This window comes from Ruegeria sp. BG3, from assembly GCF_056538485.1.
Genome location: NZ_JBQFTE010000008.1, coordinates 95363 through 118890, shown reverse-complemented (window position 1 = coordinate 118890; position 23528 = coordinate 95363). Strand labels below are relative to the sequence as shown.

Annotated in this window: 21 protein-coding genes and 1 pseudogene; 6 read left to right on the top strand and 16 right to left on the bottom strand. The window is 57.6% G+C overall.

Features of this window, described 5'->3' with window-relative positions; all coding sequences use genetic code 11:
* Nucleotides 1-458 precede the first annotated feature (458 nt).
* From ACR0AI_RS13850 to ACR0AI_RS13840, 3 genes and pseudogenes are all read left to right on the top strand, one after another.
* Nucleotides 459-1844 (top strand): AAA family ATPase, encoded by a 1386-nt coding sequence (locus ACR0AI_RS13850; protein ID WP_480675071.1) that lies wholly within the window; start codon nt 459-461, stop codon nt 1842-1844.
* Entirely contained in the window at nt 1837-2904 is a 1068-nt protein-coding gene (locus tag ACR0AI_RS13845; RefSeq protein WP_480674819.1) for a ParB/RepB/Spo0J family partition protein, read from the top strand. The genes ACR0AI_RS13850 and ACR0AI_RS13845 overlap by 8 nt, the downstream gene beginning before the upstream one ends.
* A 271-nt stretch (nt 2905-3175) precedes the next feature.
* Nucleotides 3176-3858 (top strand): annotated as a pseudogene (locus ACR0AI_RS13840) (IS6 family transposase).
* Between the two features lie 319 nt (nt 3859-4177).
* Here ACR0AI_RS13840 and ACR0AI_RS13835 read toward each other — a convergent pair.
* The 15 genes from ACR0AI_RS13835 to ACR0AI_RS13765 form a co-directional block, all read right to left on the bottom strand.
* Nucleotides 4178-4873: an RraA family protein gene (locus ACR0AI_RS13835; protein ID WP_480674817.1), complete on the bottom strand. Its 696-nt coding sequence runs from the start codon at nt 4871-4873 to the stop codon at nt 4178-4180.
* Nucleotides 4870-5565 carry an alpha/beta fold hydrolase gene (locus tag ACR0AI_RS13830; protein ID WP_480674815.1) on the bottom strand — a complete coding sequence of 232 codons (696 nt, stop codon included), beginning with the start codon at nt 5563-5565 and terminating at the stop codon, nt 4870-4872. Before ACR0AI_RS13830 ends, ACR0AI_RS13835 begins: the two co-directional genes overlap by 4 nt.
* The gene (locus ACR0AI_RS13825) at nt 5562-6686 is read right to left on the bottom strand and encodes a cobalamin-independent methionine synthase II family protein (RefSeq protein ID WP_480674813.1); all 1125 of its coding nucleotides are present in this window, start codon (nt 6684-6686) and stop codon (nt 5562-5564) included. The genes ACR0AI_RS13830 and ACR0AI_RS13825 overlap by 4 nt, the downstream gene beginning before the upstream one ends.
* 10 nt (nt 6687-6696) lie before the next feature.
* Nucleotides 6697-7299: a class I SAM-dependent DNA methyltransferase gene (locus tag ACR0AI_RS13820; protein WP_170473918.1), complete on the bottom strand. Its 603-nt coding sequence runs from the start codon at nt 7297-7299 to the stop codon at nt 6697-6699.
* A complete protein-coding gene (locus tag ACR0AI_RS13815; RefSeq protein ID WP_480674811.1) occupies nt 7296-8255 on the bottom strand; it encodes a cupin domain-containing protein in 960 nt (319 codons plus the stop codon). Before ACR0AI_RS13815 ends, ACR0AI_RS13820 begins: the two co-directional genes overlap by 4 nt.
* A 148-nt stretch (nt 8256-8403) precedes the next feature.
* Nucleotides 8404-9393, bottom strand: a complete 990-nt coding sequence (locus tag ACR0AI_RS13810) for a nuclear transport factor 2 family protein (RefSeq protein ID WP_480674809.1) — start codon at nt 9391-9393, stop codon at nt 8404-8406.
* Entirely contained in the window at nt 9390-10433 is a 1044-nt protein-coding gene (locus tag ACR0AI_RS13805) for a LacI family DNA-binding transcriptional regulator (protein ID WP_480555248.1), read from the bottom strand. Before ACR0AI_RS13805 ends, ACR0AI_RS13810 begins: the two co-directional genes overlap by 4 nt.
* Nucleotides 10433-11197, bottom strand: coding sequence for an SDR family NAD(P)-dependent oxidoreductase (locus ACR0AI_RS13800; protein WP_480674807.1), 765 nt, complete (start codon nt 11195-11197; stop codon nt 10433-10435). Before ACR0AI_RS13800 ends, ACR0AI_RS13805 begins: the two co-directional genes overlap by 1 nt.
* Nucleotides 11197-12249 carry an ester cyclase gene (locus ACR0AI_RS13795; protein WP_480674805.1) on the bottom strand — a complete coding sequence of 351 codons (1053 nt, stop codon included), beginning with the start codon at nt 12247-12249 and terminating at the stop codon, nt 11197-11199. Before ACR0AI_RS13795 ends, ACR0AI_RS13800 begins: the two co-directional genes overlap by 1 nt.
* Complete coding sequence (hisD, locus tag ACR0AI_RS13790) at nt 12246-13577, bottom strand: histidinol dehydrogenase (RefSeq protein ID WP_170667739.1); 1332 nt, start codon at nt 13575-13577, stop codon at nt 12246-12248. Before hisD ends, ACR0AI_RS13795 begins: the two co-directional genes overlap by 4 nt.
* 11 nt (nt 13578-13588) lie before the next feature.
* Nucleotides 13589-14119, bottom strand: coding sequence for an ester cyclase (locus ACR0AI_RS13785; protein WP_170380320.1), 531 nt, complete (start codon nt 14117-14119; stop codon nt 13589-13591).
* 4 nt (nt 14120-14123) lie between these two features.
* A complete protein-coding gene (locus tag ACR0AI_RS13780) occupies nt 14124-15278 on the bottom strand; it encodes a carbohydrate ABC transporter permease (RefSeq protein WP_170692622.1) in 1155 nt (384 codons plus the stop codon).
* A gap of 1 nt (nt 15279) precedes the next feature.
* Entirely contained in the window at nt 15280-16302 is a 1023-nt protein-coding gene (locus tag ACR0AI_RS13775; RefSeq protein WP_170380322.1) for a carbohydrate ABC transporter permease, read from the bottom strand.
* A gap of 67 nt (nt 16303-16369) precedes the next feature.
* The gene (locus tag ACR0AI_RS13770) at nt 16370-17581 is read right to left on the bottom strand and encodes an ABC transporter substrate-binding protein (RefSeq protein WP_480674802.1); all 1212 of its coding nucleotides are present in this window, start codon (nt 17579-17581) and stop codon (nt 16370-16372) included.
* Nucleotides 17582-17656: 75 nt separating this feature from the next.
* Nucleotides 17657-18703 (bottom strand): ABC transporter ATP-binding protein, encoded by a 1047-nt coding sequence (locus ACR0AI_RS13765; protein WP_480674800.1) that lies wholly within the window; start codon nt 18701-18703, stop codon nt 17657-17659.
* Nucleotides 18704-18855: 152 nt separating this feature from the next.
* Between ACR0AI_RS13765 and ACR0AI_RS13760 the strand changes: the two genes are divergently transcribed.
* Together ACR0AI_RS13760 and ACR0AI_RS13755 are read left to right on the top strand one after the other, a co-directional pair.
* Nucleotides 18856-19869 carry a nuclear transport factor 2 family protein gene (locus tag ACR0AI_RS13760; RefSeq protein WP_480674798.1) on the top strand — a complete coding sequence of 338 codons (1014 nt, stop codon included), beginning with the start codon at nt 18856-18858 and terminating at the stop codon, nt 19867-19869.
* Nucleotides 19866-20738: an amidohydrolase family protein gene (locus ACR0AI_RS13755; RefSeq protein ID WP_480674796.1), complete on the top strand. Its 873-nt coding sequence runs from the start codon at nt 19866-19868 to the stop codon at nt 20736-20738. Before ACR0AI_RS13760 ends, ACR0AI_RS13755 begins: the two co-directional genes overlap by 4 nt.
* A 198-nt stretch (nt 20739-20936) precedes the next feature.
* Here the strand turns inward: ACR0AI_RS13755 and ACR0AI_RS13750 are convergent, their stop codons facing one another.
* Nucleotides 20937-22184: a flavin-containing monooxygenase gene (locus ACR0AI_RS13750; protein WP_480674794.1), complete on the bottom strand. Its 1248-nt coding sequence runs from the start codon at nt 22182-22184 to the stop codon at nt 20937-20939.
* 200 nt (nt 22185-22384) lie between these two features.
* Here ACR0AI_RS13750 and ACR0AI_RS13745 point away from each other — a divergent pair, with 200 nt between their 5' ends.
* Entirely contained in the window at nt 22385-23527 is a 1143-nt protein-coding gene (locus ACR0AI_RS13745; RefSeq protein ID WP_480674792.1) for an aromatic ring-hydroxylating oxygenase subunit alpha, read from the top strand.
* Nucleotide 23528: the final 1 nt, after the last annotated feature.

The window sequence follows — 23528 nt, the reverse complement described above, 5'->3', positions numbered from 1 at the left end:
CACGCAAGTTATCCACAGAAATTGAATCAATCCGAGTCCGATCCCGACTTTGTCCCCGGTACTCGGCGAGAAAACCCATCGAATTAGTGTCTCCTTTCCGTAGATTTTCAGTATCCCGAGAATCAGTCCCCTACTTCCTGATCTTGGGCGCCTGATATCCTGTAAACGGATACCTTTGATCCCGTAAAATGGTTCCTTTAGAACCGTAAGTGGGTACTCAAGTATATCTATCTTAATGTTTTCATTACATTTCTACTAAGTAAAGACTCTAAAACTTCTAAAAAACTAAAACGTTTTTTGTGTCGATTTTCTTTGATTTTGATTGGTTTCGCCACGAAACCGCTTATAGCTACAATCAACTGTGGAAAAAATACCGGAAGAGGATAGTCATCTCCAACAATGTTCGCTACATTTCCCGATATACGTCGCAAAGACGAACATTTTCTGAGGCATCGACAGTGAGTAAAACCAACCAACCTCCCCTGCCCCCATACCTGAACCTCGATCCGGAAATCGCAGCGACGAAGTTGCCTAATCCTATCGGCACATCTCGATTCGCAAAAGCAGCAGCTTTCTGTGCAAAAGGACGCGAGGACCTTGCCCGTAGAGGCTATGCGCCGGATGGAGAAAAGCGACTGCGCCGATTTTCAATTTGGGAAATCACAAAATATCTGATTCCGGTTGCTCCGGCCCATCTGCGACGTGTTTTAAAAGCGAACCCAGATTTGCCGCAAGGCGAAGGTGAGGCAGGCTCCAAGTGGTTCACCCTTGAAGATGTACTGACTCTGCGAAAGCACTTTGCAGCTGAAGGTGTAAGCACCAAGGAATACCTGCCCTACCGACCTGAAGGCCTGCCGGCCAAAGTCGTGGCCGTAGCCAATTTCAAGGGAGGTGTCGGCAAAACGTCCACAGCCGCGCATCTGGCGATGTCCGCAGCCCTGGATGGATATAAGGTGTTGGTGATCGACCTGGATAGCCAAGGTTCGATGACATCCATACTCGGAGGCCAGGTTGCTGATGAGTGGCAAACCGTCTTCCCCCTCGTCGCCAAAGACTATGCCCGCGCGGTGCAGGAGGAAAACCGCGTGCGCCTGGCAGCGGCGCAGCCCGAGATCCCTCTGGACGAAACCCTGCAGGAAGCTTTGAAAACCACACCTCAGGACGTGATTCAAAAAACGCATTGGCCCAATATCGACCTGATCGGCGCGCAACTGAACCTGTATTGGGCCGAGTTCCAGATCCCCGTCTGGCGTATGGGCCTGAGAAGCTGGCCCTTGTGGGACGGTCTGACGAACTTCCTTCAGGATGAAGGCGTTTTGAATGACTATGACGTTGTCTTCCTCGATACGCCTCCTGCTCTTGGGTACCTTACGATCAATGCGCTGGCTGCGGCGGACATTTTGTTGGTGCCGCTGGGGGCTTCGTTCCTTGAATTCGATTCCACCGGTCGTTTCTTCGATATGCTCTATACGACATTCGCCAGCATCGAAGATGGTGAGAACGCAGCGCAACGTGCGGCGGGTTTACCCGAACTGAAGTTCGAATGGGATGTAGTACGCGCGATCATCACGAGATTTGACGCGAGTCAGCAGACCGATATGGCCAATGTCATTCAGGCGTATTTCGGGGATTTCATGAATGCCTACAGGCAGGACTATACGGCGCTGGTCGGGCAAGCGGGTGAACAAGTGAACGGTATCTACGAAGCGGATTATCGTGACTTCAACCGCGAGACATATGTGCGCGGACGAGAGACCTTCGACAGAACCTATGCTGAATTCAAAGAAGTTCTGATCGGATGCTGGTGGCGCGATGCGCAGATGGGAGGACAGGCAGATGGCTAAACGCAGAAGACTGATTGCACCAGATACAGAGGCGCTTGAACAACTAGAGGCGGGTTTCGCCGCGAAACCCTCGGTCAGCCCGTTTGAGACCAAATCCGCACCGCCACCCATCGCCCAAGTCGCAGCCGAGGCAGCATCGCTTGGGGGAATGGCGGCTGTTACAGACCGTGTTGCGCTGGCTCAGGACCAAGGTGATGCCGCGCGTTGGCGGGATGCACAAGAGGCCGGGTTGGTGGCCCAGATGCTGCCACTTGACCAGATCGACGCCGATTTCATCCGACGTGACCGCATGGTCGAAGATGAAGAAGCCATGGCAGAGCTTCTGGAATCCCTTCGCGTCAATGGACTGAGAACACCGATAGAGGTTACCCCAGAAGGGGACGGCTTCGGTCTGATTTCCGGTTTTCGACGGCTTGAAGCATTCCGACGGCTAGCGGGCACGGATCCTCGTTTCGCCGAAATCCCAGCTTTTGTTCGCAACGCGGGGACGGGGCAGGGCGCCTATGTCTCCATGGTCGAAGAGAACGAGCTGCGCGCCAATCTCACGCCGTATGAGAGAGGGCGCATAGCCGTACTGGCGGCAGGGCAGGGGGTTTTCCCGTCGACCGAAGCGGCTGTCGATGTGCTGTTCGCTGCTGCGTCAAAAGCAAAGCGATCAAAGGTCCGCAGCTTTGCAATGGTTCATGAAAGCCTGGGCGATCTTCTCCAGCACCCGGTCGCCTTGTCAGAGAAGGCGGGCCTAAAGCTGGCATCGGCCATTCGAAGTGGGGCGCAAGCAGTACTTCGCGACGCTTTGGCAGGAGTAGGTCCACTGGATGCTAAGGCCGAATGGGGTATCCTGGAAAAAGCAATGAGTGACTCGTCGGATGCGTCTCAGAGCAAAAGCCGAGGTGGTCGCCCGACAGAAGTTCTACGCCTCCCAAAGAGACCATTGAAGGGTGGAGGAGAGGTTTGGGCAGAAGTCGCATCCGGTGAATTGCGGTTGAAAATCAAAGGGCGTGAACTGGCGCTGTCAGATGCGGAAGCCTTGGTGAACCATCTTTGTGAGCAATTTGTGTAGGTAATTGTTAAGGTGTCTTTCGGTGCGAATGGCTGGCTGACAAGACGGCGGAAAAACAAGTCCAAAGGAGTGCGCAAAATATCGATTTATTGAGCATTAAATTTGGTCGGGCTATTATGCCTTAGTCAACCATGAAGTGGTCAATGTGCTAATTCCTATGTCAAAAAGTAAGAGCACGAAATCTTCATGGGTTCTTTCACAAACCTTGTTCCCACCTGTCAAACTGAGGGTCGTTTTGGTAGCGCATGCTCGGATTAGCTAGGAGCAGACCGTGACAATCTCGTTCAAAGGTGCACATTTTCCGAAAGACGTAACCTTGTACGCTGTTTTCTTCGACCTAAGCTACGGTGTTTCATACCAGGATCTGGAAGAAATTATGGCGGAGCACGGCGTTAGTCTGGAGCATGTTACACTGAACCGCTGGGTCAGCCGATATGCTGTGCTAATTGCGGACGCAGCGCGGTATAGAAAGCGTCCCGCAGACCCCTCGTGGCGCATCGATGAGACATTTGTGTAAGTGAAGGGTGGATGGGTTTAACTCTATCGCGCCATCGACAAACACAGCAAGACCCTTGATTTCATGCTATCCGAGCGCCGGAACAAAGTCGCTGCGACGAGGTTTTTTGCCCGCACGCTTGAGGTAAACGGTCTACCGCGCAAGATCGTCATCGACAAAGTGGCGCCAACACGGCCGGCATTAAGGCAATCAATAAAGTGATCAAGAGCTTTGGTTGTCCAATCCCGACTGAGATGGTCAGGCGGAAATACCTCAATAACATCATTGAACAGGATCACCACTTCATCAAACGAAGGATTAGACCCATGCTGGGCTTCAAGTCTTTCGCTTCAGCCGCATCTGTCCTGGCAGGCATAGAACTGGTCAACATAATCCGCAAAGGTCAATTCACGCCCGGACTCCGTCCGTTCCAGCAGTTTACCCAGTTGGCGGGATAACCGCCTCTCCAGTTTCGTCCATACAAGTCTCAAAGAAATTTGCGACAGAACCATCTTCTGGAACGAACACACTGGCTCGGGACTAATAGCTTGTATATGACAAGCGCTGTCAGCGTGATTGAAGAGAGGAAGACTTCCCGGAATTCGCAACAAGCTCAATAGTTAGAAGTTGGTTGAAGTGCGTAGTACCTAAGTCATCGGTAGTTCGTAGCTTTTTTCGCTAGCGCGAAGCGTTTCGTTAACCGCCTTATCTGGATCACTCTCTAAAGAATAAACGCAACTTACTATTCTGGGGCGATCTTTCACTCGTCAGACGCAATCAAACTCTTGCCTTTTCGAACTCGGCCCATGCGGTTTCAAAGGTTTCAAAATCAAATCCGGATTGGCGTGCAGCATCCAGGACGATACGTTCTGTCACCAGCAATTTCTGGATCGCCGCTTCCAGTTGCACGATAACATCCTCTGGTATCACCAGTGCTCCGTGACGGTCAGCGTGTATCAGATCACCTGGGCTTACAGTTAAGCCAAACACGGAAACTGGTGTATCAATCTCGCGTATGTGGACGAACCCATGGCTCGGGCCGACCGAACCGGCGACGACGGGAAACCCATCGGGCAAGTCCCCAAGATCGCGCATCACGCCATTGGTGACGACCCCCGACATACCGAACCCTTTGTGGACCGATGTGTTGATCTCACCCCAATAGGCGCCGATACAGTCCGGGTAGTCTACATCCTCAATCACCGCGACAGATGGCTCTGGGGCCTCGGCCATATATTTGTAATAGGCCATGCGCCGCGCCCGGATCACATCTGCTGGCTCGGTTGGCGGGTGAATGGCAGCGATCTTGGCGGTGCGTGCATAGCCGACAATTGCTGGCTCATCGGGAGCAGAGCACTGCATGGTGCCCCGGGTGAACTGATCAAATCCTCGTTTGCCCTGTGCCACCTCAATGGCGTTGCAAACGGTGGGCGTGTCGACCTTACGAAGCAGAGACAGAAGCGATGGGGTCATGTGTCCTCCAGCCAGCGGATCAGGGCCGCCGTGGTTTCTTGTGGTTGTTCCAGTGTGGGCAGGTGCCCTGCGTCTTCAATGATCGTCAGCACGCTGTCTGGCAGAAGATCGTGTATGAGTTGGTGGCGCTCGACCGGGCAAAGACCATCGGCACGCCCGCACAGAACCAGCGTTTTGCCGGTATAGGCCGACAGGGTCGCGCGTTGGTCGATGCGATCCATCAGCGCTTGCGACTGACGTAGAAAGACGTCCGGCCCCAGATCCGTGGCCATAGCCATGCAAAGATCCAGAATGGCGCCCTGTCGTGGACCATCCGCTAGATAGTTGGGCTTCATCTCATCGCGCATAACCTGCCGCAAGCGCCCCTCGCGCACGGTGGCCATCTGCGGTGCACGGCGCGCTTTGACCTCGGACGCTTCTGCCAGCGGGTTGGTATCCAGCAAAGCAAGCCGTTCCACCCGATCCGGGGCCTGACGCAGCACTTCCATCGCAACAATTCCACCCATCGACAGCCCCGCCAACGCGAAGCGCGGAGGGGCGTTGTTCAGAATCTCGGCGGCCATGGCCTCGACGCTGTCCTGCTGGCTTAGCGGGAAGCTCATCAACGGCACCCTGTTTGACAGTGCGTCGATCTGCGGACCAAAGAGGCGCGCATCGCACATCATGCCGGGCAACAAGATCAAAGGCGTCATGACGCGGCCAGCTTTGCCCCTGCCGACAGCGCCGCCAATTTGGCATAGGCGATCTGCGGATCAACCGCTCCGAAGCCCGCGAAGGTACCAAAACCGCAATCGCTGCCTGCAATCACCCGATCCGCCCCAACGATGCCTGAGAACCGGTCGATGCGTTGTGCTACAAGTTCGGGGTGTTCGATGAAGTTGGTGGTGGTGTCGACAACGCCTGGCACCAGTACCTTGTCATCAGGTATCTCATCTTTCCGGTCGCGGAACACGGTCCATTCATGAGCGTGTCGCGGGTTCGAAGTTTCAAACAGCACATAGCGCGATTTGGTCGCCATCAGAGTCGAGAACACCTTGTCCATTGCGATGTCACAGCAATGCGGGCCCTCGTAATTGCCCCAACAGATATGCACGCGCACTCGCTCCTGCGGGACGTTCTGCAGCGCATGATTCAGAGCCTCGACATGCATATTGGCGATCTTCAAGAACGCGTCGTCCGACAGATCAGTGAACAACATATGCCGCGAAAGGGCCAGATCCGGGCAATCCAGTTGCAGGTCCAGACCGGCGGCCACAATGGTTTCGTATTCTTCTTTCATCGCATCGGCCAGCGCGGCCAGATACGCCTCGCGCGTTGGGTAGTGGTCATTCTGCAAAAACAGCGAAATCACCCCCGGAGAAGCGGCATTCATGAAGCCTCGGTCGATCCCATGTTGGGACATCGCCGACTTAAGGTTTTCGATGTCCTTCTGCAACTCGCCTTGCCCTTTTGAACGTACCTCGCCCGTACACATGGGGCGCGCATATTTCGGGGTGCCTCCATCATCGGCCAGACGCTGCAAAAAGCTTGGAAACATCTTCAGATCCGCAGGTGCATTGCGCGGGCTGTCACCGGAAAACCCGGTATAGCGGTCCTTGACATAGGTGGCGTAGGAAATCTTCGAGGTCTCGCCATCGCTGACGATATCCACCCCGGCTTCGACCTGTTTGCGCACCGTCTCGGAGACCGCTTTGGTCATGCATGCATCAAAACCTGCGGCATCATAGGGCTTGCCGTTTTCACGGGCGAAGATGTAGTCCACCACGTCCTGCGAGCGGGGCAGGGATCCAACATGCGTGGTCTTTACGGTCATCGGGGCCTCCTCAGATTTTGTGAGCCATCAGGATTGTGTGGCTTTGGGTTTCAGGGTCTTCGGCCAGAAACCCGGTCAATTGCAGCCCGTTCTCTTCAAGGCAAACAGCATAGCCTGCCGGAGACAGCGAGGCGTGATAGACGCGTTCCGATCCAACGGTACCACTGTCCTCTCCTGCGCGGGGACCGACGGTCAGCATCAGCATTCCACAGGGCCGCAAATGACGGGACATACGGGCGATACAATCCGTTTGCTCGTCCGCTGTCAGATGGAAAAAGCTGTTCCAGGCGATGATGCCATCGAAGGTCTGATCCAGTTCGAAATCGCGCATATCGCCATGACGCCAATCGCCATCGGGCCATCGGGTTCGGGCAATAGTCAGCATCGCTTCGGAAAAATCGACACCCGTGACGTCAAACCCTTCGGCCTTGAACCACCGCGCAATGGGATCGCCTGTCCCGCAACCTAAATCCAGAACGCGATCGCCTGGCTTCAGGCTGGCAGTGAAGCGCGCCAGCCAGCGCGCTTCGAACAAGGCCTTTGAACGGCGCTTGTCATAGTCGGTCGCCTGCCGTTCATAAATGGCATGCGTGTCGTTTGGATCTGCGGTCATCCTGTCCAGGTGGCTCCTGCCGGGTCATCGGTCGCTGTAATCCGGTACAGACCTGCCTGTCCGGTCATCGACGGTTCAACGCTATAGCGTTCCCCTGGCAGCACCAAGGCAGTGTCTCCATTTGACAGAGTGGTCTCATATCCATCAATCGAGATGCGCCAGTGACCGCTGGCGGGCATTAGAACAACTGGCTTTTCAGCGACAATCGGATCATTGACACTCGACCCGCGCCCGAGGAAGTCGACCTCGAACCCCGGTTTATCTTTGATCAGAGCGTTTTCGCCAATCACCGGTGCCGGTTTATTGGCCGACAGCGCCATCAGATCCCAATAGCGGGCGACGTATTTACCCACCACATCCTCGACCGGTACTTCGGGGTAGTCTTTCAATTGTTCCTCGGTCAGCAGCGGCATCGGGCGCACGTTGTGGGGCAGTTCTTGGCCTTTCTTGCTGTCATACAGAACGCCATTGTCACCCAGCATCAGCCCGTGGGCCTGCGCGTCCTGAATAACTTGCGGTGCCCAGGTCACGCCACCCCCGGCATCGTCGCCGCCGAGGATCGACATGATCATCCCATAATCCTGCCCCACATTTTCGAACCCGCGAAAGATGCCGGTTGGAATGTTGAAGATGTCGCCTTCTTCGGCAATGAACTCACCCGCAGTGCCATAGCGACCCCAGAAGAACCGCCAGCGGCCTTTGGCGACAAAGAACACCTCGGCCGTGGTATGGCTGTGCAGAGAGTTCCGGCATTTCGGAGGCTGGCCCGCAGCGCCGATGTTAAAACCAATCTTGTCGGTGATGTGGACGTGCTGATCCGGCGATTCCGAGACGCCGCCGCCGATGATGGTGAAGTTTTCCTTCTGATCACTGCCAGGTGTATGGGCGTCGATAAAGGCGGTTTTGCAGGGCCGCAGCTCGCCGTAGCGGACGATGCGTTGTTGGATTGTGCTCATGATGGTCTCCTTGAAAATGGGGGTGATGGGATCAATCCCGTCCCCCGGGAGGTCGATTATTCAAACGCCGAGCGCGCAGCGAGGCGCGATGCGTGTGAAAGCGCCGCGCCGCCTGACTGGCGTTCAGGGAGAGGCCCATCGCAGCCACTTAGCCCTCCTGTCCCTTTAGCAGGATCTGTTTCCAGACCGAGGTCTCGTCGAACAGGGTGTATTCCCGGCGCAGCTGCGGCTGGCCGGTGATCAACTCGCCGAACTCACCGTGGCTGATGCCCATAACATAGACCTGCGCACCGGTTGGCGCGCCAAAGACACCCCAGCCATCATGTTTGCCCCATAGGCTCCAGCGGATCGCGGCGCGAGGGGGCATATTTTGGTCATCGCGGCCAATCTGGTGTTCGATCTTGAATTCGGCGTTTGGGAAGCTGGCGCGCAAACCCATCCAGAACCGATCCACAGAGTCCCAGCCATGGCCGGTGATCCCGCCGACATATTCGGACTGAACAGCGCGATCATATTCGGTTTCAATTGCGCCCATATCGGCATTCATGATCCGGGTCAGGATATCGGCGTAACGCTGCCCCCATTCATTGTCGTTGCCGGTGCCCTTGTAGGGGCCGGGCTGGTCGATCTCGGGTGTCAGCGGTTTGACGCAGTTCTCAGGTCCACCTTCGCGCGCAATTAAATCGGCGGCGTATTCCTTGGGGTCCCAACCCATCTGACGCACGATCGCCCCCTGATCGCGGATCAGCCATTCGTCGTTGATCTGATTGTCGATGGCGTGGCAGTCGGCGAGAATCCGATAGCGCAATTTGGTTCCGGTCGCTTTTCCATAAACTCCCTCGGCCAAATGTGTTGCGGTCGAGATGATCCGGTGCGAACTCAGCATCCCCTCTTCCGGCGTACCGGACCAGATAACATCCTCGCCCAGCAATTGACGGTCGGGAAACTCGGCCAGCGTCGCCATGGTCGCGCCGATGACGTTCTGGTTGCCCAGCACCACCGACCCGGGCGAGCGCACGACGATATCCTTGCTGTAATAGTCATGCAGCGTGGCGATGCCACGATCTTCCCAGATCTCTTTGGTGATCCCGATGATGTAATCCGGGAAGTCCCGGAATTTCGGATCAAAGCCCTTCATGTCTCAGTCCTTTGTGGTTTCCACCCCTTCGGCAAACGCGCCGAGGTCCGCACGATCAGCGGCCCGTCAATGGCCACTTTGCGCGGTTCGGCCGTGGCCGGGGTGTCGATATGGTCAAGCAATGCGGTGACGGTTTCAGCCACCATCAGATTTGCGCGCTGGCGGATGGTCGTCAGGTTATAGGCAGGCCAACCGGCGGGTGGCACGTCGTCATAGCCGATAACCGAGACATCCTCGGGCACGCGCAGGCCCAATTCGAAGCGGATCACGTCCATCACGGCCAAAGCCATGTGATCATTGGCCACAAATACCGCGTCGGGCCGTTTGCCGGGCGCCACATCAAACATCCGGCGGGCGGCGGCGCGGGCGTTTTCGGTGTGGAAATCTCCGACATCATGGGCGAACACATCCTGCCCGCCTTCTGCCAATGCCGCACGGAACCCCGCCTCGCGGTCGCGCTGGGTCGAGGCGCCCTGCCAACCCGCGATATAGGCGATGCGCTTATGCCCTCCGGCCAGCAGAAACTCGGCCACTTTGCGCCCGCCGGAATAGTTGTCCGAGGCCACCGTGGTGATCCCGTCTAGATCCTGCGTACGGTTGAACAATACAACCGGAACACCGGCCTGCTGGCAGCGCGTGGCAATATCCGAGGACATCGGAACCGAGGCCAGAATGACTCCGTCCACCTGATAATCCAGAATCTCGTCCATCACGTCGTCAATATTACCAGCCGAGCGTGAGGCCATGAAAATCAGCACGTGATAGCCCTGTTCCTGCAGCGCGTTGGAGAGCTTTTCTAACGCCTCGGGGTAGAAGTAATTCTCGAGATACCCCACCACCAGACCAATGATCCGGCTTTTGCCCGACACCATGGCGCGGGCCAGAACATTGGGTCTGTACCCGAGTTCGGCGGCCGCCTTGCGCACTTTGTCTTCGGTTTTTTTGCTGACCGAGGCACCGGGCGTGAACACCCGGCTAACTGCCGATTGGCTGACACCGGCCAGTTGCGCAACCTGAAGGGATGTGACCTTTTCAGCCATCAGTCCGCAGTCCACCCTCCGTCAATCAGCATCGAGGTGCCGGTCACCAAAGCTGAGGCGTCCGAGGCCAGATAGGTGACCGCGCCCATGATGTCTTCAACCTCGCCCACGCGGTCGAGTTTGATCTTGTCCATGATCCACGCGGCCCGTTCGGGGTTGTCGAAGGTGGATTGCGTCAGCGGCGTGCGGATGAAGGTCGGGCAGACCGTGTTGATGCGGATGCGCTTTTTGCCCCATTCGATCGCCATGGCTTTGACCATGCCCTCAAGCCCGTGTTTGGTGGCGCAGTACAGCGCCCGATCCACACCGCCCACATGGCCCATCTGGCTTGAGATATGGATGATAGACCCCGGCCGCTCCGCCTCAAGCAGCGCCTTGGCCGCGTAGGATGACAGGAAATAGGCCGAGCGCAGGTTGACGTTGGTCACTGCGTCGAAATCCTCGGGTGTGGTGTCGATTGCCGGGCCGTGGCGGGCGGTTCCGGCGGAATTGACCACCACGTCAAAGGCGCGGCCTTCGAACAGCTGTTTCAGCGCCTGCAAGTCTCCCTGATCCACCACAGCAGCCTCGGCCGACCAGCCCTGCGCCTGCAGCGCGGCGACGGTCTCGGCCAGTCGATCTGCCCCGCGCGCCGCACACACCACATGCGCCCCGGCTTCGGCCAGCGCCACGGCGCAGCCCTGACCGATACCCGAGGAGGCACCGGTAACCAGCGCGGTTTTACCGCTCAGCGAAAACGAGGGGGTGCGGGGCAGGTCAGTCATCAGCTCATTCCATCTGGTATTTCAATTCGGCCCATATTCCGGGCCTTGTTGAATTCCCGCAGACGGGCGAACACGTCAACGCCAAGTTGGCGATAAGCGTCCAAAAGATCGACCAGAACCCAGTTTTCGCGGATCAGGCCATTCTCGAGCCGCCAGAAATCAAGGCTGCGCATGGTGATCCGCAGGCCCGAGGGCGCAATCCCCATCCAGCCGTCATGGGTTACCGTCTGGATCATGTTCGGCCAGCCCGTGACGGCGGCGTAGTCGCCATCGCCGAAGAAGTGATAGGTGATGTCATCCACATACTGCCCGCGATCCGGCATCCCGTTTAGGAACGGAATCTGGTGCCAGTTACGAAACCCAGCATAGCCGCGCCCGGTGCCGATCCCCGCCGGGCCGTACCAGTTCATGCGGGGGTGCCAAAACTTCTCCATCTCCATCACCTCTGGCCCGCCTTCTGAGGGGTGTTTCTTGAGGTGATCCAGCATGTCGATGATGTGCTGGCATGTCTGTTGGCCTCTGGCGGCATCATATGGCCCCTGCACCAGACCATCCTGCGTGGCGGGACCCGGCACATGCCATTCGTGCCCAAGGCTGGGGGCCATGGGCCAGGCGTTGGCCTGCATCATCACTTCGGGAATGTCCCAAAGCGCCTGCATCTCGACGATCTTGCCGTCGCTGAAGCGATAGAATTCATGGAATCGCATCGTCACCTGATGGCCGGTCGGCGGGATATCCAGCCATGGCCCGGTGAAGGTGCCGGTATAGTAGCCGCCACACCCGACCCAATCCGCGCCGTGTTCATCCGGCCCGGCTGTGACGATATAGTCGCGCCGCTCCAAGTCAGGCCATGCGTCCAGCAAATCACTGTAAGCTGTGTCATAGAACGCGTCGCTGCCTGTGCTGTCGCCGAACGGGTGGCACAACCGAAACAGGGCATCCGGAGCGCTGACATTTGCCAGCGCCTGCCGCACACCCGTTTCTGTAAAGTCATACATAGCTGCCCTGATTTGCGCGATCAGCGCTTTGTGCTGCGTATGGATGTCACTCATTCCGCGGCGTCCCGATAGGGGGCGGCCTCGCCATAGGGGACGTTGATCCCGCCATAGCGGCGGACGCGGACGTTGCATTGCTCGGCATGGCCCACGAAGCCTTCCAGCATACACAGGCGCGAGCCATATTCGCCGATCAGCGTCGCCGCTTCATCGGTCAGAACCTTCTGATAGCTGTGGGTCTTCAGATATTTACCTACCCAAAGCCCACCGGTATAACGGCCCGCCTTTTTGGTCGGCAGCGTGTGGTTGGTGCCAATCACCTTGTCGCCATTCGACACATTGGTGCGCGGGCCAAGGAACAGTGCACCGTAACAGGTCATGTTCTCAAGGAACCAGTCATCGCGGTCGGTCATCACCTGTACATGCTCGGATGCGATGTCGTCGGCAACTTTCAGCATCTCGTCATAGGTGTCGCACACGATCACCTCGCCATACTCGGCCCAGGACACTTTCGCAGTGTCGGCGGTGGGCAGGATGCCCAGCAGGCGGTCGACCTCGGCCAGAGTATCCTCGGCCAGTTTACGCGAATTGGTCAGCAGCACGCAGGGGCTGTTGTAGCCATGCTCAGCCTGACCCAACAGGTCGGTTGCGCAGAGTTCCGCGTCTGCTGCGGTCTCGTCGGCGATCACCATGGTCTCGGTCGGGCCGGCAAACAGGTCGATGCCCACACGGCCAAACAGCTGGCGCTTGGCTTCGGCCACAAAGGCATTGCCGGGGCCAACGAGCATGTGGACGGGATCAATGGTTTCGGTCCCCAGCGCCATCGCGCCGATGGCCTGAATGCCGCCCATCACATAGATCTCATGCGCGCCGCCCAGGTGCATGGCCGCAATCACCGCCGGGTTCGGTTTGCCCTGAAACGGAGGTGTACAGGCGATGATGCGCGGCACGCCCGCGACGCTGGCTGTCGCCACCGACATATGGGCCGAGGCCACCATCGGGAACTTGCCGCCGGGCACATAGCAACCCACCGACTGCACGGGGATGTTCTTGTGGCCCAGTATGACGCCGGGCAGGGTTTCAACCTCGATATCCAGCATCGAGTCCCGCTGCGCCTGTGCAAAGTTGCGCACCTGCTCTTGGGCGAACTTGATATCGTCCAGCTCGCGGTCGGTCAGCTGGCCGATCAGATCGTCGATCTGCTCGTGCGACAGGCGGAACGAGGCGGGGGAATAGTTGTCGAACTTCTCGCTCAGCTCGCGCACGGCGGCGTCACCACGGGTTTCGATGTCTTTCAGCGTGGCCTCGACCACGGCTCGGGTCTTTGCGTCATCTTCGGCCCGGTCAGCGTCGGATTTGCCGCGTTTCAGATACTCGATTGCCATAATCCTGATCCTTACTTGTCGGGGCGGGGTGCGGTTTTCTCACCCCGGTCATAGGCTTCCCAGCCCTCACCGTTAAACAGATCGACCCCCAGCTGCGCGGCCACATGGGCGAAATCCACATTCACCCAGTTGTCGACGATCTTGCCGTCGACCACTTTCCAGAAATCCATGTAACGGATCTCGACCCGCTTTCCGGTGGGGGCGATGCCCAGAAACTCGCCGGAATGGGTGGCCTCTTGCCGGCCAAAGGCGGCGGCCCATTCGCCCATATAGAGCCGTGCCTCGTCGATACAGGTTTTGTCCGAAAACGCGGCCTGGAAGGGGCGCTGCCAGTTATCCTGAAATTCCTTCAGGCCGGTCTTGGTGCCACAGCCCTGATTGCCCATCCAGCGGAACCCCTTTGAGAAGAACTCGCCGATATCGTCAATACGGTGGTCGTTCAGACCGTCCACCATGGTTTCGATCACGCGGCGCGTGTCTTCGGTTTTGCTCAGATCCGTGTCACGGGTCAGAACGGCTTGTTCCGGGCGGGAACCCTTCATTTCTTTATCCTTTTACTGCGCCAGCGGTCAGTCCGCTCACGATTTGGCGTTGGAAGATCATCACAAGGAAGAACAGCGGGGCGATGATCGACACCGCAGCGGCCACGGCGACCACCTGATCGGTCGTGGTTGTTTCGCGGTTGAACATGCCCGCAATGGCAGGGACCATTGTTTGGTTCTGCGCATCAAGCAGCAGCGAGGTCACCAGAAAGTCGTTATAGGCCAGCAGGAAGCTGAACAGCCCGGTCGTAATCACCCCAGGCCACATCACCGGCATGATCACCCTGCGGAAGGCCTGAAAGTGGTTGCAGCCATCAACCCGCGCGGCTTCGTCCAGTTCCGCTGGGATGTTCTGGAAGAACGAGCGCAGCATCCAGATCGTGAACGGCTGGTTGATCGCAACCAGCACCGCGATCACGGCGAAAGGCTTGCCGTAGAGCGTCGGTGCATTCTCACCCAGAATAGGCGCCAGCCATTCGGCCGAGTTGATGAAGACCGGCAGGTAGCCCGCCACCAGAACCGAATGCGGCAGCGCGCGAAAGATCAGCGCGATCAGCAAGATCCAGAAGGCCAGTGTCGAGCCCGACCGCGCCAGACCATAACCGGCCAGCGTGCCCACGGTCAGCGATACCGTCACAACTCCGGCGGTCACGATCAGCGAGTTTTTGAAGTTGTTGGAAAAGCCCCGGTCAACCCACACGGTTTTGTAGTGCTCGGTCGTCACGCCCAGCACGTCGCGACCCAGAGGGCCGAATAGCGGGTTCAGCACGTTCAGAACCGCGGGCAAAACCACAAAGAACACCAGCAGGAAGGCGATCAGGGCGACAAGCACTCCGACCACCCAACCGAACCATGCCTGACCCGGCGCGGTGTATTCCTTGATCTTCGCGGGCAGCACCTTTGTCACGACCATGGCTGCGCCCCAGATCACCGCGATCCCGAGAATGATATCTAGAACCGAAAGTCCGTTCCCTGTGGCCAGCGTCGCCGGGCCAAAGATCACGTTCAGCGCGTTGCTGTCATAGGCGTCCACTGGGGATTTGACGCTCATGATCGCGATCCAGACGATCGGGAAGGCGGCGACAAGGCACCAGAATGCCAGGAAGATGTTCGAGGTCAGCCGCAGGCTGAGAGGTTGGCGAAGCGCGCGCGAGGACATATCAGTGGCCTCCTTTATGGTCGCGCCAAGTGCGGCGCAGCGGCAGGATCAGCAGAATGACGATCCCGATCATGGTCAGCATCGCGCTGGCCGAGGCCCGGCTGATCGACCGGTTGCCCGCCTGATCCGGCACGAGGAAGTCGAAGGTCAGCCATTGCAGCGAGATGACATAAGCCTGGCTGGAGAAGCCGACGATCTCTTCGAAGACCCGGTAGGCGTCCATCAGGTGGATCATCGACACGAAGATGATCAGCGGCATCAGATGCGGAATGACGATGTATTTCATCCGCTGCCAACGAGTCGCCCCGTCGATCACGGCGCTTTCGAGACTGTCCTGGTTGACGGTCTGCAGCCCGGCATAGAACACAACGGCCGCAAACGGGGCCACGTGCCAGACGCGATAGAACATCATCAAGATTTCAATCGTCCAGGCCTGCGCGAACAGGGCGATGTCTCGGTTCAACCACCATTCCAGCAGCGCCGTCAGGATGCCGTCACCACGGAACAGCCAGTTGATCGACAGCGCGCCGATCACCGGCGTGATGATGAAAGGCAGCAGCGAGATGAAGATGACCGGCCCGCGGATCGACCCCGCGGCGTTGTTGATCAGAACCGCGATGCCCAACCCGAACCCAATGACCAGAGGCAGTGTGATCAGCGTGAAAGTCAGCGTGAATCGCAGCGCCTTCCAAAAGTTGATGGTGGACAGCACGGACCAATTGCCCTCGGTGATCGCGCGCCAGGCCCGCTCGGGTTCCAGCACATTGCGATAGCTTTGCAGGCCGACATATTCGGTCTGGGTGATCACCTCGCCATGCTCATCCAGCTTTGGCTGCGATTTCTGCTCGGTCACACAGGTCTGGGTCAGGAAGCCAGGGGTACAGGTTTCGACCTCGACCATCTCATAGACGGGTTGGGTGATGTAAAAGCTCTGCTTGAACACGCTGACCAACGGGAAAGCGATAAAGAGAAGCATCATAAAGACAGAGGGGCCAACAAAGGCGGCAAATGTCCTGAAATTCATGGCTCTGCCTTTCTCATGGTTCTCGGGTTGGGAAATAGGGAGGGCACGGGGCCCTCCCCGGGGAGGATCAGTTGCTGATCAAACCAGCTTCTTTCGCGGCGGTGATGTAGTCCGCCTCGATATCGGCCAGCGCAGTCTGTGCGTCCTTGGCGCCGGTCAGGTAGTCGGCCAGACCATTGCCCAGGGCGCTGTGCAGAACACCCATGGCGGCGCTGGCCGGGTAGGCCCCCGCACCGTTTTCCGCCGAGGCGGCAGCGCCTGCAGCCAGTTCGCCGGGCTGGTAGGCCGCGTTCAGCCAGACGGCGGTGTCATTGTTGGCACTGACCATGTCACCGTCGATTCCTTCCATGACCAGACGGAAGGCGGCATCGGCCTCTTCATCGCTCATGTTCGAGGCCAGAACGATGCCGTCCCACCAGATTGTGGTCGAGGGGCGCTCGGATCCCATCGGAGCCGAGGCCATGGTGACCTTGCCGACCACTTGGCTTTCGGCCTCGTCATTCATGGCAGCGGCGCGGCTGGCCCACAGGTTCGCCATAGCGATCTTGCCCTGTTGGAACTGCTGCTGCACATAGGTGGAATCAGACACAAGGTATTCGGGATCCATGAACTCGGTCATGGCCTTCATCGTCTCGAGCGCCTTGACGCCCTTTTCGTTGTTGATCGCGGGCATATTGCCGTCGCCGATGAACGTGCCGCCTTCGCCCATATACATGTTGACGAATTCCTGGGCCAGGTTCCAACCGGTTTTGAAGGTGCCGCCGATGGGGTATTCCATCACGCCGGCCTCTTTGATCTTGGCGGCGGCAGCCAGAACGTCGTCATAGGTCTTGGGCTCTTCAATGCCCAGCTCGGCCAGAACATCATTGCGATACATCAGGTGCTGCGCGTTCACCATCATGGCGATCGCCATCACTTTGCCATCCACCTTGATCAGCTGGTTGGGCAGCAGGTCTTGCCCGTATTTTGCAACCAGATCATCCAGCGGACGGATTGTGCCCGCGTTCAGAAGCGGGATCATGGTTTCATTCGCAACGCCGCCAATCTGATAGAGCGAGGGGTCGGCCGCAAAGGCTTCTGGCTGCTTTTCGCGGAACTCCTGGTCCAGCGAGGCGCTGAAATTGCCGCACTCGGCCATTGCGTCCGTCACAGCTTTCCAGGCTTCGAAACCCGCTGACAGCGATTTCAGCGGCACTTCGTTTTCATAGGAGCAGGCTGCCGATGCACCGCTTGCCGCGATGGCCATGGCGCCTGCCATTAGGATCGTCTTGAGTTTCATGCGTTTCTCCCTGTCAGGATGGGTCCGTCGTCGACGCCCGGACCGCTGTTATGCCCCGAAGGGCTGTTGGCGGGGTTACTCCCCGATCCGCGCACCGCTTCCAGCTTCGAAGAGGTGACAGATTTCTGTTGGCACCGAGAATGAGACATCATCCCCGATCTCGGCGCGGAAAGATTTATCGGCCTTGACCGACACCAAAGCCCCACCGACCCGGACCGAGATCATGGTCGCGTCGCCTAGCAGCTCCAGCGTGTAGATCGGTGCGGTGATCTGGCCCGCGCCTTCGGCAAGGCTGGCATCCTCGGCCCGGAAACCCAGTGTCATGGCGCCATCGGGTGCGTTGACCGGGATCTCGACATGTTCCGCACGGAACACGCCGCCCGCGACCTCACCTTCCATCAGGTTCATGGCGGGTGAGCCGATAAAGCTGGCCACAAAGGTATTCGCAGGTCGGTCATAGATTTCGGTCGGGCTACCGACCTGCTGCACCACGCCCTGTTTCATCACTACAACGCGGTCGGCCAGTGTCATCGCCTCGATCTGGTCGTGGGTCACATAGATCGTGGTCACCGCCAGCTCATGGCTGAGGTTCTTGATTTGCGCCCGGGTCGAGACCCGTAGCTTGGCATCCAGGTTCGACAGAGGCTCGTCCATCAGGAACACGTTCGGTTCACGTACGATGGCGCGGGCCAAAGCCACGCGCTGCCGCTGACCGCCCGACAGTTCCGCGGGTTTGCGATGCAGGAAATCGTCCAGCTCGACCATTGCGCTGGCACGGCGCACCTTGTCGTCATGGGTCGCCGGGTCGATGCCGCGGACTTTCAGCGGAAAGCGGATGTTCTCATAAACATTCATGTTGGGGTAGAGCGCATAGCTTTGGAACACCATCGCCACGTCGCGGTCTTTGGGTTCCAGATCGTTGACGACCTTGCCGTCGATCAAAATATCGCCCTCGGTCACGTCCTCAAGCCCGGCGATCATCCGCATCGTGGTGGTCTTGCCGCAACCCGATGGACCAAGCAGCACCAGAAACTCGCGATCTGCGATGGTTAGGTCAAAATTGTGGACCCCCACAAACGAACCCCATCGTTTGCCGACGTTACGCAGTTGAATTTCCGCCATGGTGCCCCCAACTAGGATTCGTTTTGCATACGTTTGCAAAACTGTAGTTCGCATGTATCAAATCAGGCAAGACTTTTTTGCATACGTATGCAAGAATGTGGAAAATACCCGATTCATTCTAGCGACACAAAACGCGCAACACCCTGACACAAATGGAAAATACCGTGACCTTCCAGAAAGAGAAAAAAGTTATCTCTGACTTTCATTCCGCATTGGATTCAGCGACGCCCCAAGACGTTCCCAACGTCATGAGCCGTTTCTGTACGCCTGATTCAGTTTGGCGCGGCTTTCACCCATTCAACTTAATCAATGATGCTGAACAGGTGGCCCAGCAATTCTGGATGCCCCTGAAATCCAGTCTGACACGATTGCAAAATCGGGTGGATATCATGTTCGCCGGGCAGAATTCGCTGCGTGATGAATCAGATGTGTGGGTCGTCACTATGGGGCATTTGATGGGCCTGTTCGACCATCCCTGGCTTGGCATCCGACCGACCGGAAAGATGGCGTTTCTGCGCTATTGCGCCTTCTACAAGGTCGCCGATGGCAAGATCACGGAAACGGCGATGTATTTCGACATACCGCACCTGATGGTACAAGCCGGCCAGAACCCGTTTCCTCCGCAAACAGCGGCGCATCTGGTGCAACCCGGCCCAATGCCACATGACGGCCTGCTGCTCACGGAACAGCCGGTTGCAGAGGGTGAGAAAACACTGGCATTGATCAATGCGATGATCTCGGACCTTGGCCAGTGGCAAGGCGGGTTACCGCTTGAGGAAGAGTTGGCCAGAACCTGGCATCAAGACATGATCTGGTGGGGGCCCGAGGGGATAGGCGCGACCTACACGATCGAACGCTATGCCAAGCAACACTCGGGACCGTTCCGTGCGGGTTTCAAAGACCGGTCAAAGACCAAGCATATCTGCCGCCTGGCCGAAGGGCATTATGGCGGCTTCTTTGGCTGGCCTAACTTCACCGCAACGCCCTCAGGAGGGTTCATGGGTATGCCGGCCACTGGCAAACCGGGTGAGTTCAGGGTGATCGACATTTATCGCCGTGCCGAGGACAAACTGGCCGAAAACTGGATTTTCATAGACCTGCTGCATTTCTGGAAACAACAGGGCGTCGACGTATTGGGTCGCACTGCTGGGATCGAAACACCATGAAGATAGACGCACATCACCATCTGTGGGATCTGAACGCGGTCGAGTATCCTTGGTTGATGGAAAAGGGCGCCGTTCGGTTCTTTGGCGACCCCACGCCGATCCAGCGTGACTATTTATTACCAGAGTATCGCGCGGATGCGTCGGCACAGGGCTTCTCGGCTTCGGTCCATATCCAGGTCGGCGCCGCCGATCCCTGGGCCGAGGCGCAGTGGGTGCAATCCGTGGCCGATCAATATCCTGACTGGCCGCTGGTTCAGGTCGTATTTTGCGATCTGACGGCCAACGATCTAGAGTACCAGCTGGACCGCTTTCAATCGCTACCCTCGGTTCGGGGTGTTCGTCAGATCGTTGGGCGCGCGCGCGGCGAAGATGCCAAGACCGGTACAAACAGATTGCTTGAAAACCCGGATTTCCGGATAGGGTTGAAAACTGTGGGCGAGCGAGGCCTTTCCTTTGACCTGCAATTGCTTCCCGAATTGATGGAGCAAACTGCCGAAGCGCTTTCTCAGGCACAAGGTACGCCTGTCGCTCTTTGCCATGCTGGCTCACCACATGACCGCAGTGCTGAGGGACTAAGTCACTGGCGAGAGGCGCTTAGTTCCCTATCCAAACTGCCGCACGTCCATTGCAAACTCTCTGGGCTTGGCATGTTTGATCACAATTGGAGCGCCCAAAGCGTCGCGCCAATCGTTTCTACCTGCTTGTCGCAATTCGGCGCAGATCGTTGCATGTTCGGATCGAACTTTCCGGTCGACAGTCTTTCTTCGACTTACCTTGAGCTGGTTTCGCGCCTTCAAGAACTGATCCCTGACCAGCATCAGAACAGCGTGTTCCACGACACTGCAAAGAGGTTCTACCGTTTTGAATGAGGTTGGAAACTGTACTCGAAGTTGATCGGCCCGTTGCATCTGAGGGGGCCGCGTGGGGCGATACGCTTAGATAAGTGCACGCCCAGATTCATTCGGTTTCAACATTTCAGCAGACTTTCGACTTCAAATTAAAACTGAGCCAGTCAGATCAGGCCGCTCATGCGAACGGCCTGGTTCTCTTTTGCAGAACGACACCTCTCAAGGAGAGTTTGGTGCATAGGCCAGATAGTTTTCCTGAATAGAGATCTGGTCCGCGATGAACTTTGCATCGTGCCACACGCCCCAGATAAACGAGGACCCACGGCGCGATTGCCACGGCAGCCCGACGAAATAGAGACCCGGCACCGGAGAGACACCGCGTTGATGGATCGGTCTGCCCCGGTCGTCCAGCGTGTCTGCCTGCAGCCAGTCATAGTCAAACTGGAACCCTGTTGCCCAAATCACGGTGCGGATATTGTTGCGCTCAAGGTCCAGCTCGCGAATTGGGTCTGACACACAGGCGGGATCGTCCGCTATGACCCAGGCCTCGGGCTCTTCTGGCAGGTCCATGCCAGTGCGTGCAACATAGGCGTCGGCGGCTTCGAGCAAGGACAACATGTTTGCGTCGCCCGCATCCAGATTGGCTTTTAGGTCATCAGAGATGTGGAGGACGCCGTTTTCATATCCCGACGACATCCCCAGCAAAGTGATGCCGCGCTGGGCAAGTTTCCTGAAATCTACAGTTTTGCCGCCATGCGCGCCACTGACTGCGATTGTGACATGTTCGGTGCCGGGCGCCGGTGTATCCAAATTCCAAATGCCGAGAACGCCCAGCCACCAGACGTTGTCGCGCCCTCGATAGCGACGCGGTGGTCGGTCATGGGGGCCAATGGAGAAGAAAACCTCGCGCCCAGCATCATGCAATTCGGCCGCGATCTGCGATCCGGAGGAACCACCGCCGATGACCAGAACGGCGCCCTCAGGCAAAGCCTGGGGATTGCGATACGCGGTGGAATGCATCTGCAGAACGTCAGAGGATTCGGGGATGATCGGCGGAATCGCCGGTTTCTGAAACGGCCCTGTGGCACAGACGAGGTGGCGCGCTTCTATGGGACCTTGCGACGTTTCGATCAAAAAACCCGCGCGGTTTTCATGCGGGCGCGCACGCGTCACCGTGACGCCTGTGCGCACGGGCGCGTCGATCATTTTGGCATAGTCTTCAAAATACTTGGCCACGCATTCCTTGCGCGGAAACGCGTCGCGGTCGCCGGAAAACTCGAGGCCCGGGAAGCGATCATGCCATGCCGGACCATTTGCAACGAGTGAATCCCACCGCTCGGATCGCCAACGTTCGGCAATGCGGCCGCGCTCCAAGAGGACGTGGTCTATGCCTTGGGCACGGAGATGCTCGCTTGTGGCAATGCCCGCCTGACCTGCGCCAATCACCACCGTGTCGAAATTTTCCATCGCGTCACCTTTTTTGCCGTGCTGGGTATCTGTTGGCCCGGCTGCTTCTTTTGCTTGTGCAACCCTAATTTTGTATCATCTTATGTCGATTAGATTTTACCTAATCACCGGTAAGATAGACTTTTGGTTTGTTTCCGGCAAAAGCCGTCTCAGTATGTGAATGCGGTGGCCGCCCGCGACTCAGGCAAAGAGGTTCGTTCATGCCCAAAGACCACGTTGATCCTATCGCCGCTCTGCGCGCGAATACCTCGGTCCCTTTTGAACGTGCGCGGGCCATGCCGACCGAGGTCTATACCGAGCAGAGCTTTGTCGATGCAGAGCTTGAGCACATCTTCCGCAAGGACTGGTACTGTGTGGGCCGGGCCGACGCCTTGTCGTCTGTCGGGGACTATGTGGCTTGCGAACTGGCAGGGCAGCCAATCGTTGTATTGCGTGACAGAGACGGCGATCTGCGCGCGATGAGCAATGTGTGCCTGCACCGCATGTCAACGCTTTTGCATGGGCGCGGGAATGCCAAGACGATCGTCTGCCCCTATCACGCCTGGACCTATAGCCTCGACGGCAAGCTGCGCGGTGCGCCCGCGATGAAGCAGAACGAGGGGTTTTGCAAAGAAAACTACGCGTTGCCTCAGGTCCGCTGCGAAGAATGGCTAGGCTGGGTCTTTGTCTGCCTTGATCCAAATGCGGCCCCCGTGGCCGAGCAACTGTCCGAAGTGGCGACAATGATCGAAGGCTATAATATGGCCAACTATTCTGAGGCGTTCTACGAAGAACATGTCTGGGATACTAACTGGAAGGTGTTGGCCGAGAATTTCATGGAAAGCTACCATTTGCCGGTGTGCCACGCGGGCACGATTGGTGGCTTGTCGCGGCTGGAGGATATGATTTGCCCGCCCGGTAGCGCGGCCTTCAACTACCACACGATTCTGAAGGATGAATCCCTGCGCATTGCCATGGCGCACCCCAGCAATGATCGGCTGAAAGGCGATGAACGCCGCACGACCTTTCTTCTGGCGCTTTATCCAAGCCTTATGATCACGCTGACGCCAGGGTATTTCTGGTATCTGTCCTTGCATCCCAAAGGGCCGGGTCAGGTGCATATCCGCTTTGGCGGTGGCATGTCGAATGACTTTGCGGATGACCCGGATGCGCAAGACAATTTCACCGCGCTCAAGGCGCTTCTGGATGACGTGAATGTCGAAGATCGCGGCTGTACCGAAAAAGTGTTTCGGGGTCTTTGTTCAGAAGCAGCAACGCCTGGGCACCTGAGCCATCTGGAACGCCCGAACTATGACTTTGCGCAGTATCTGATGGCAAAGATCGACGCAGGAGGCGCGTCCTAAA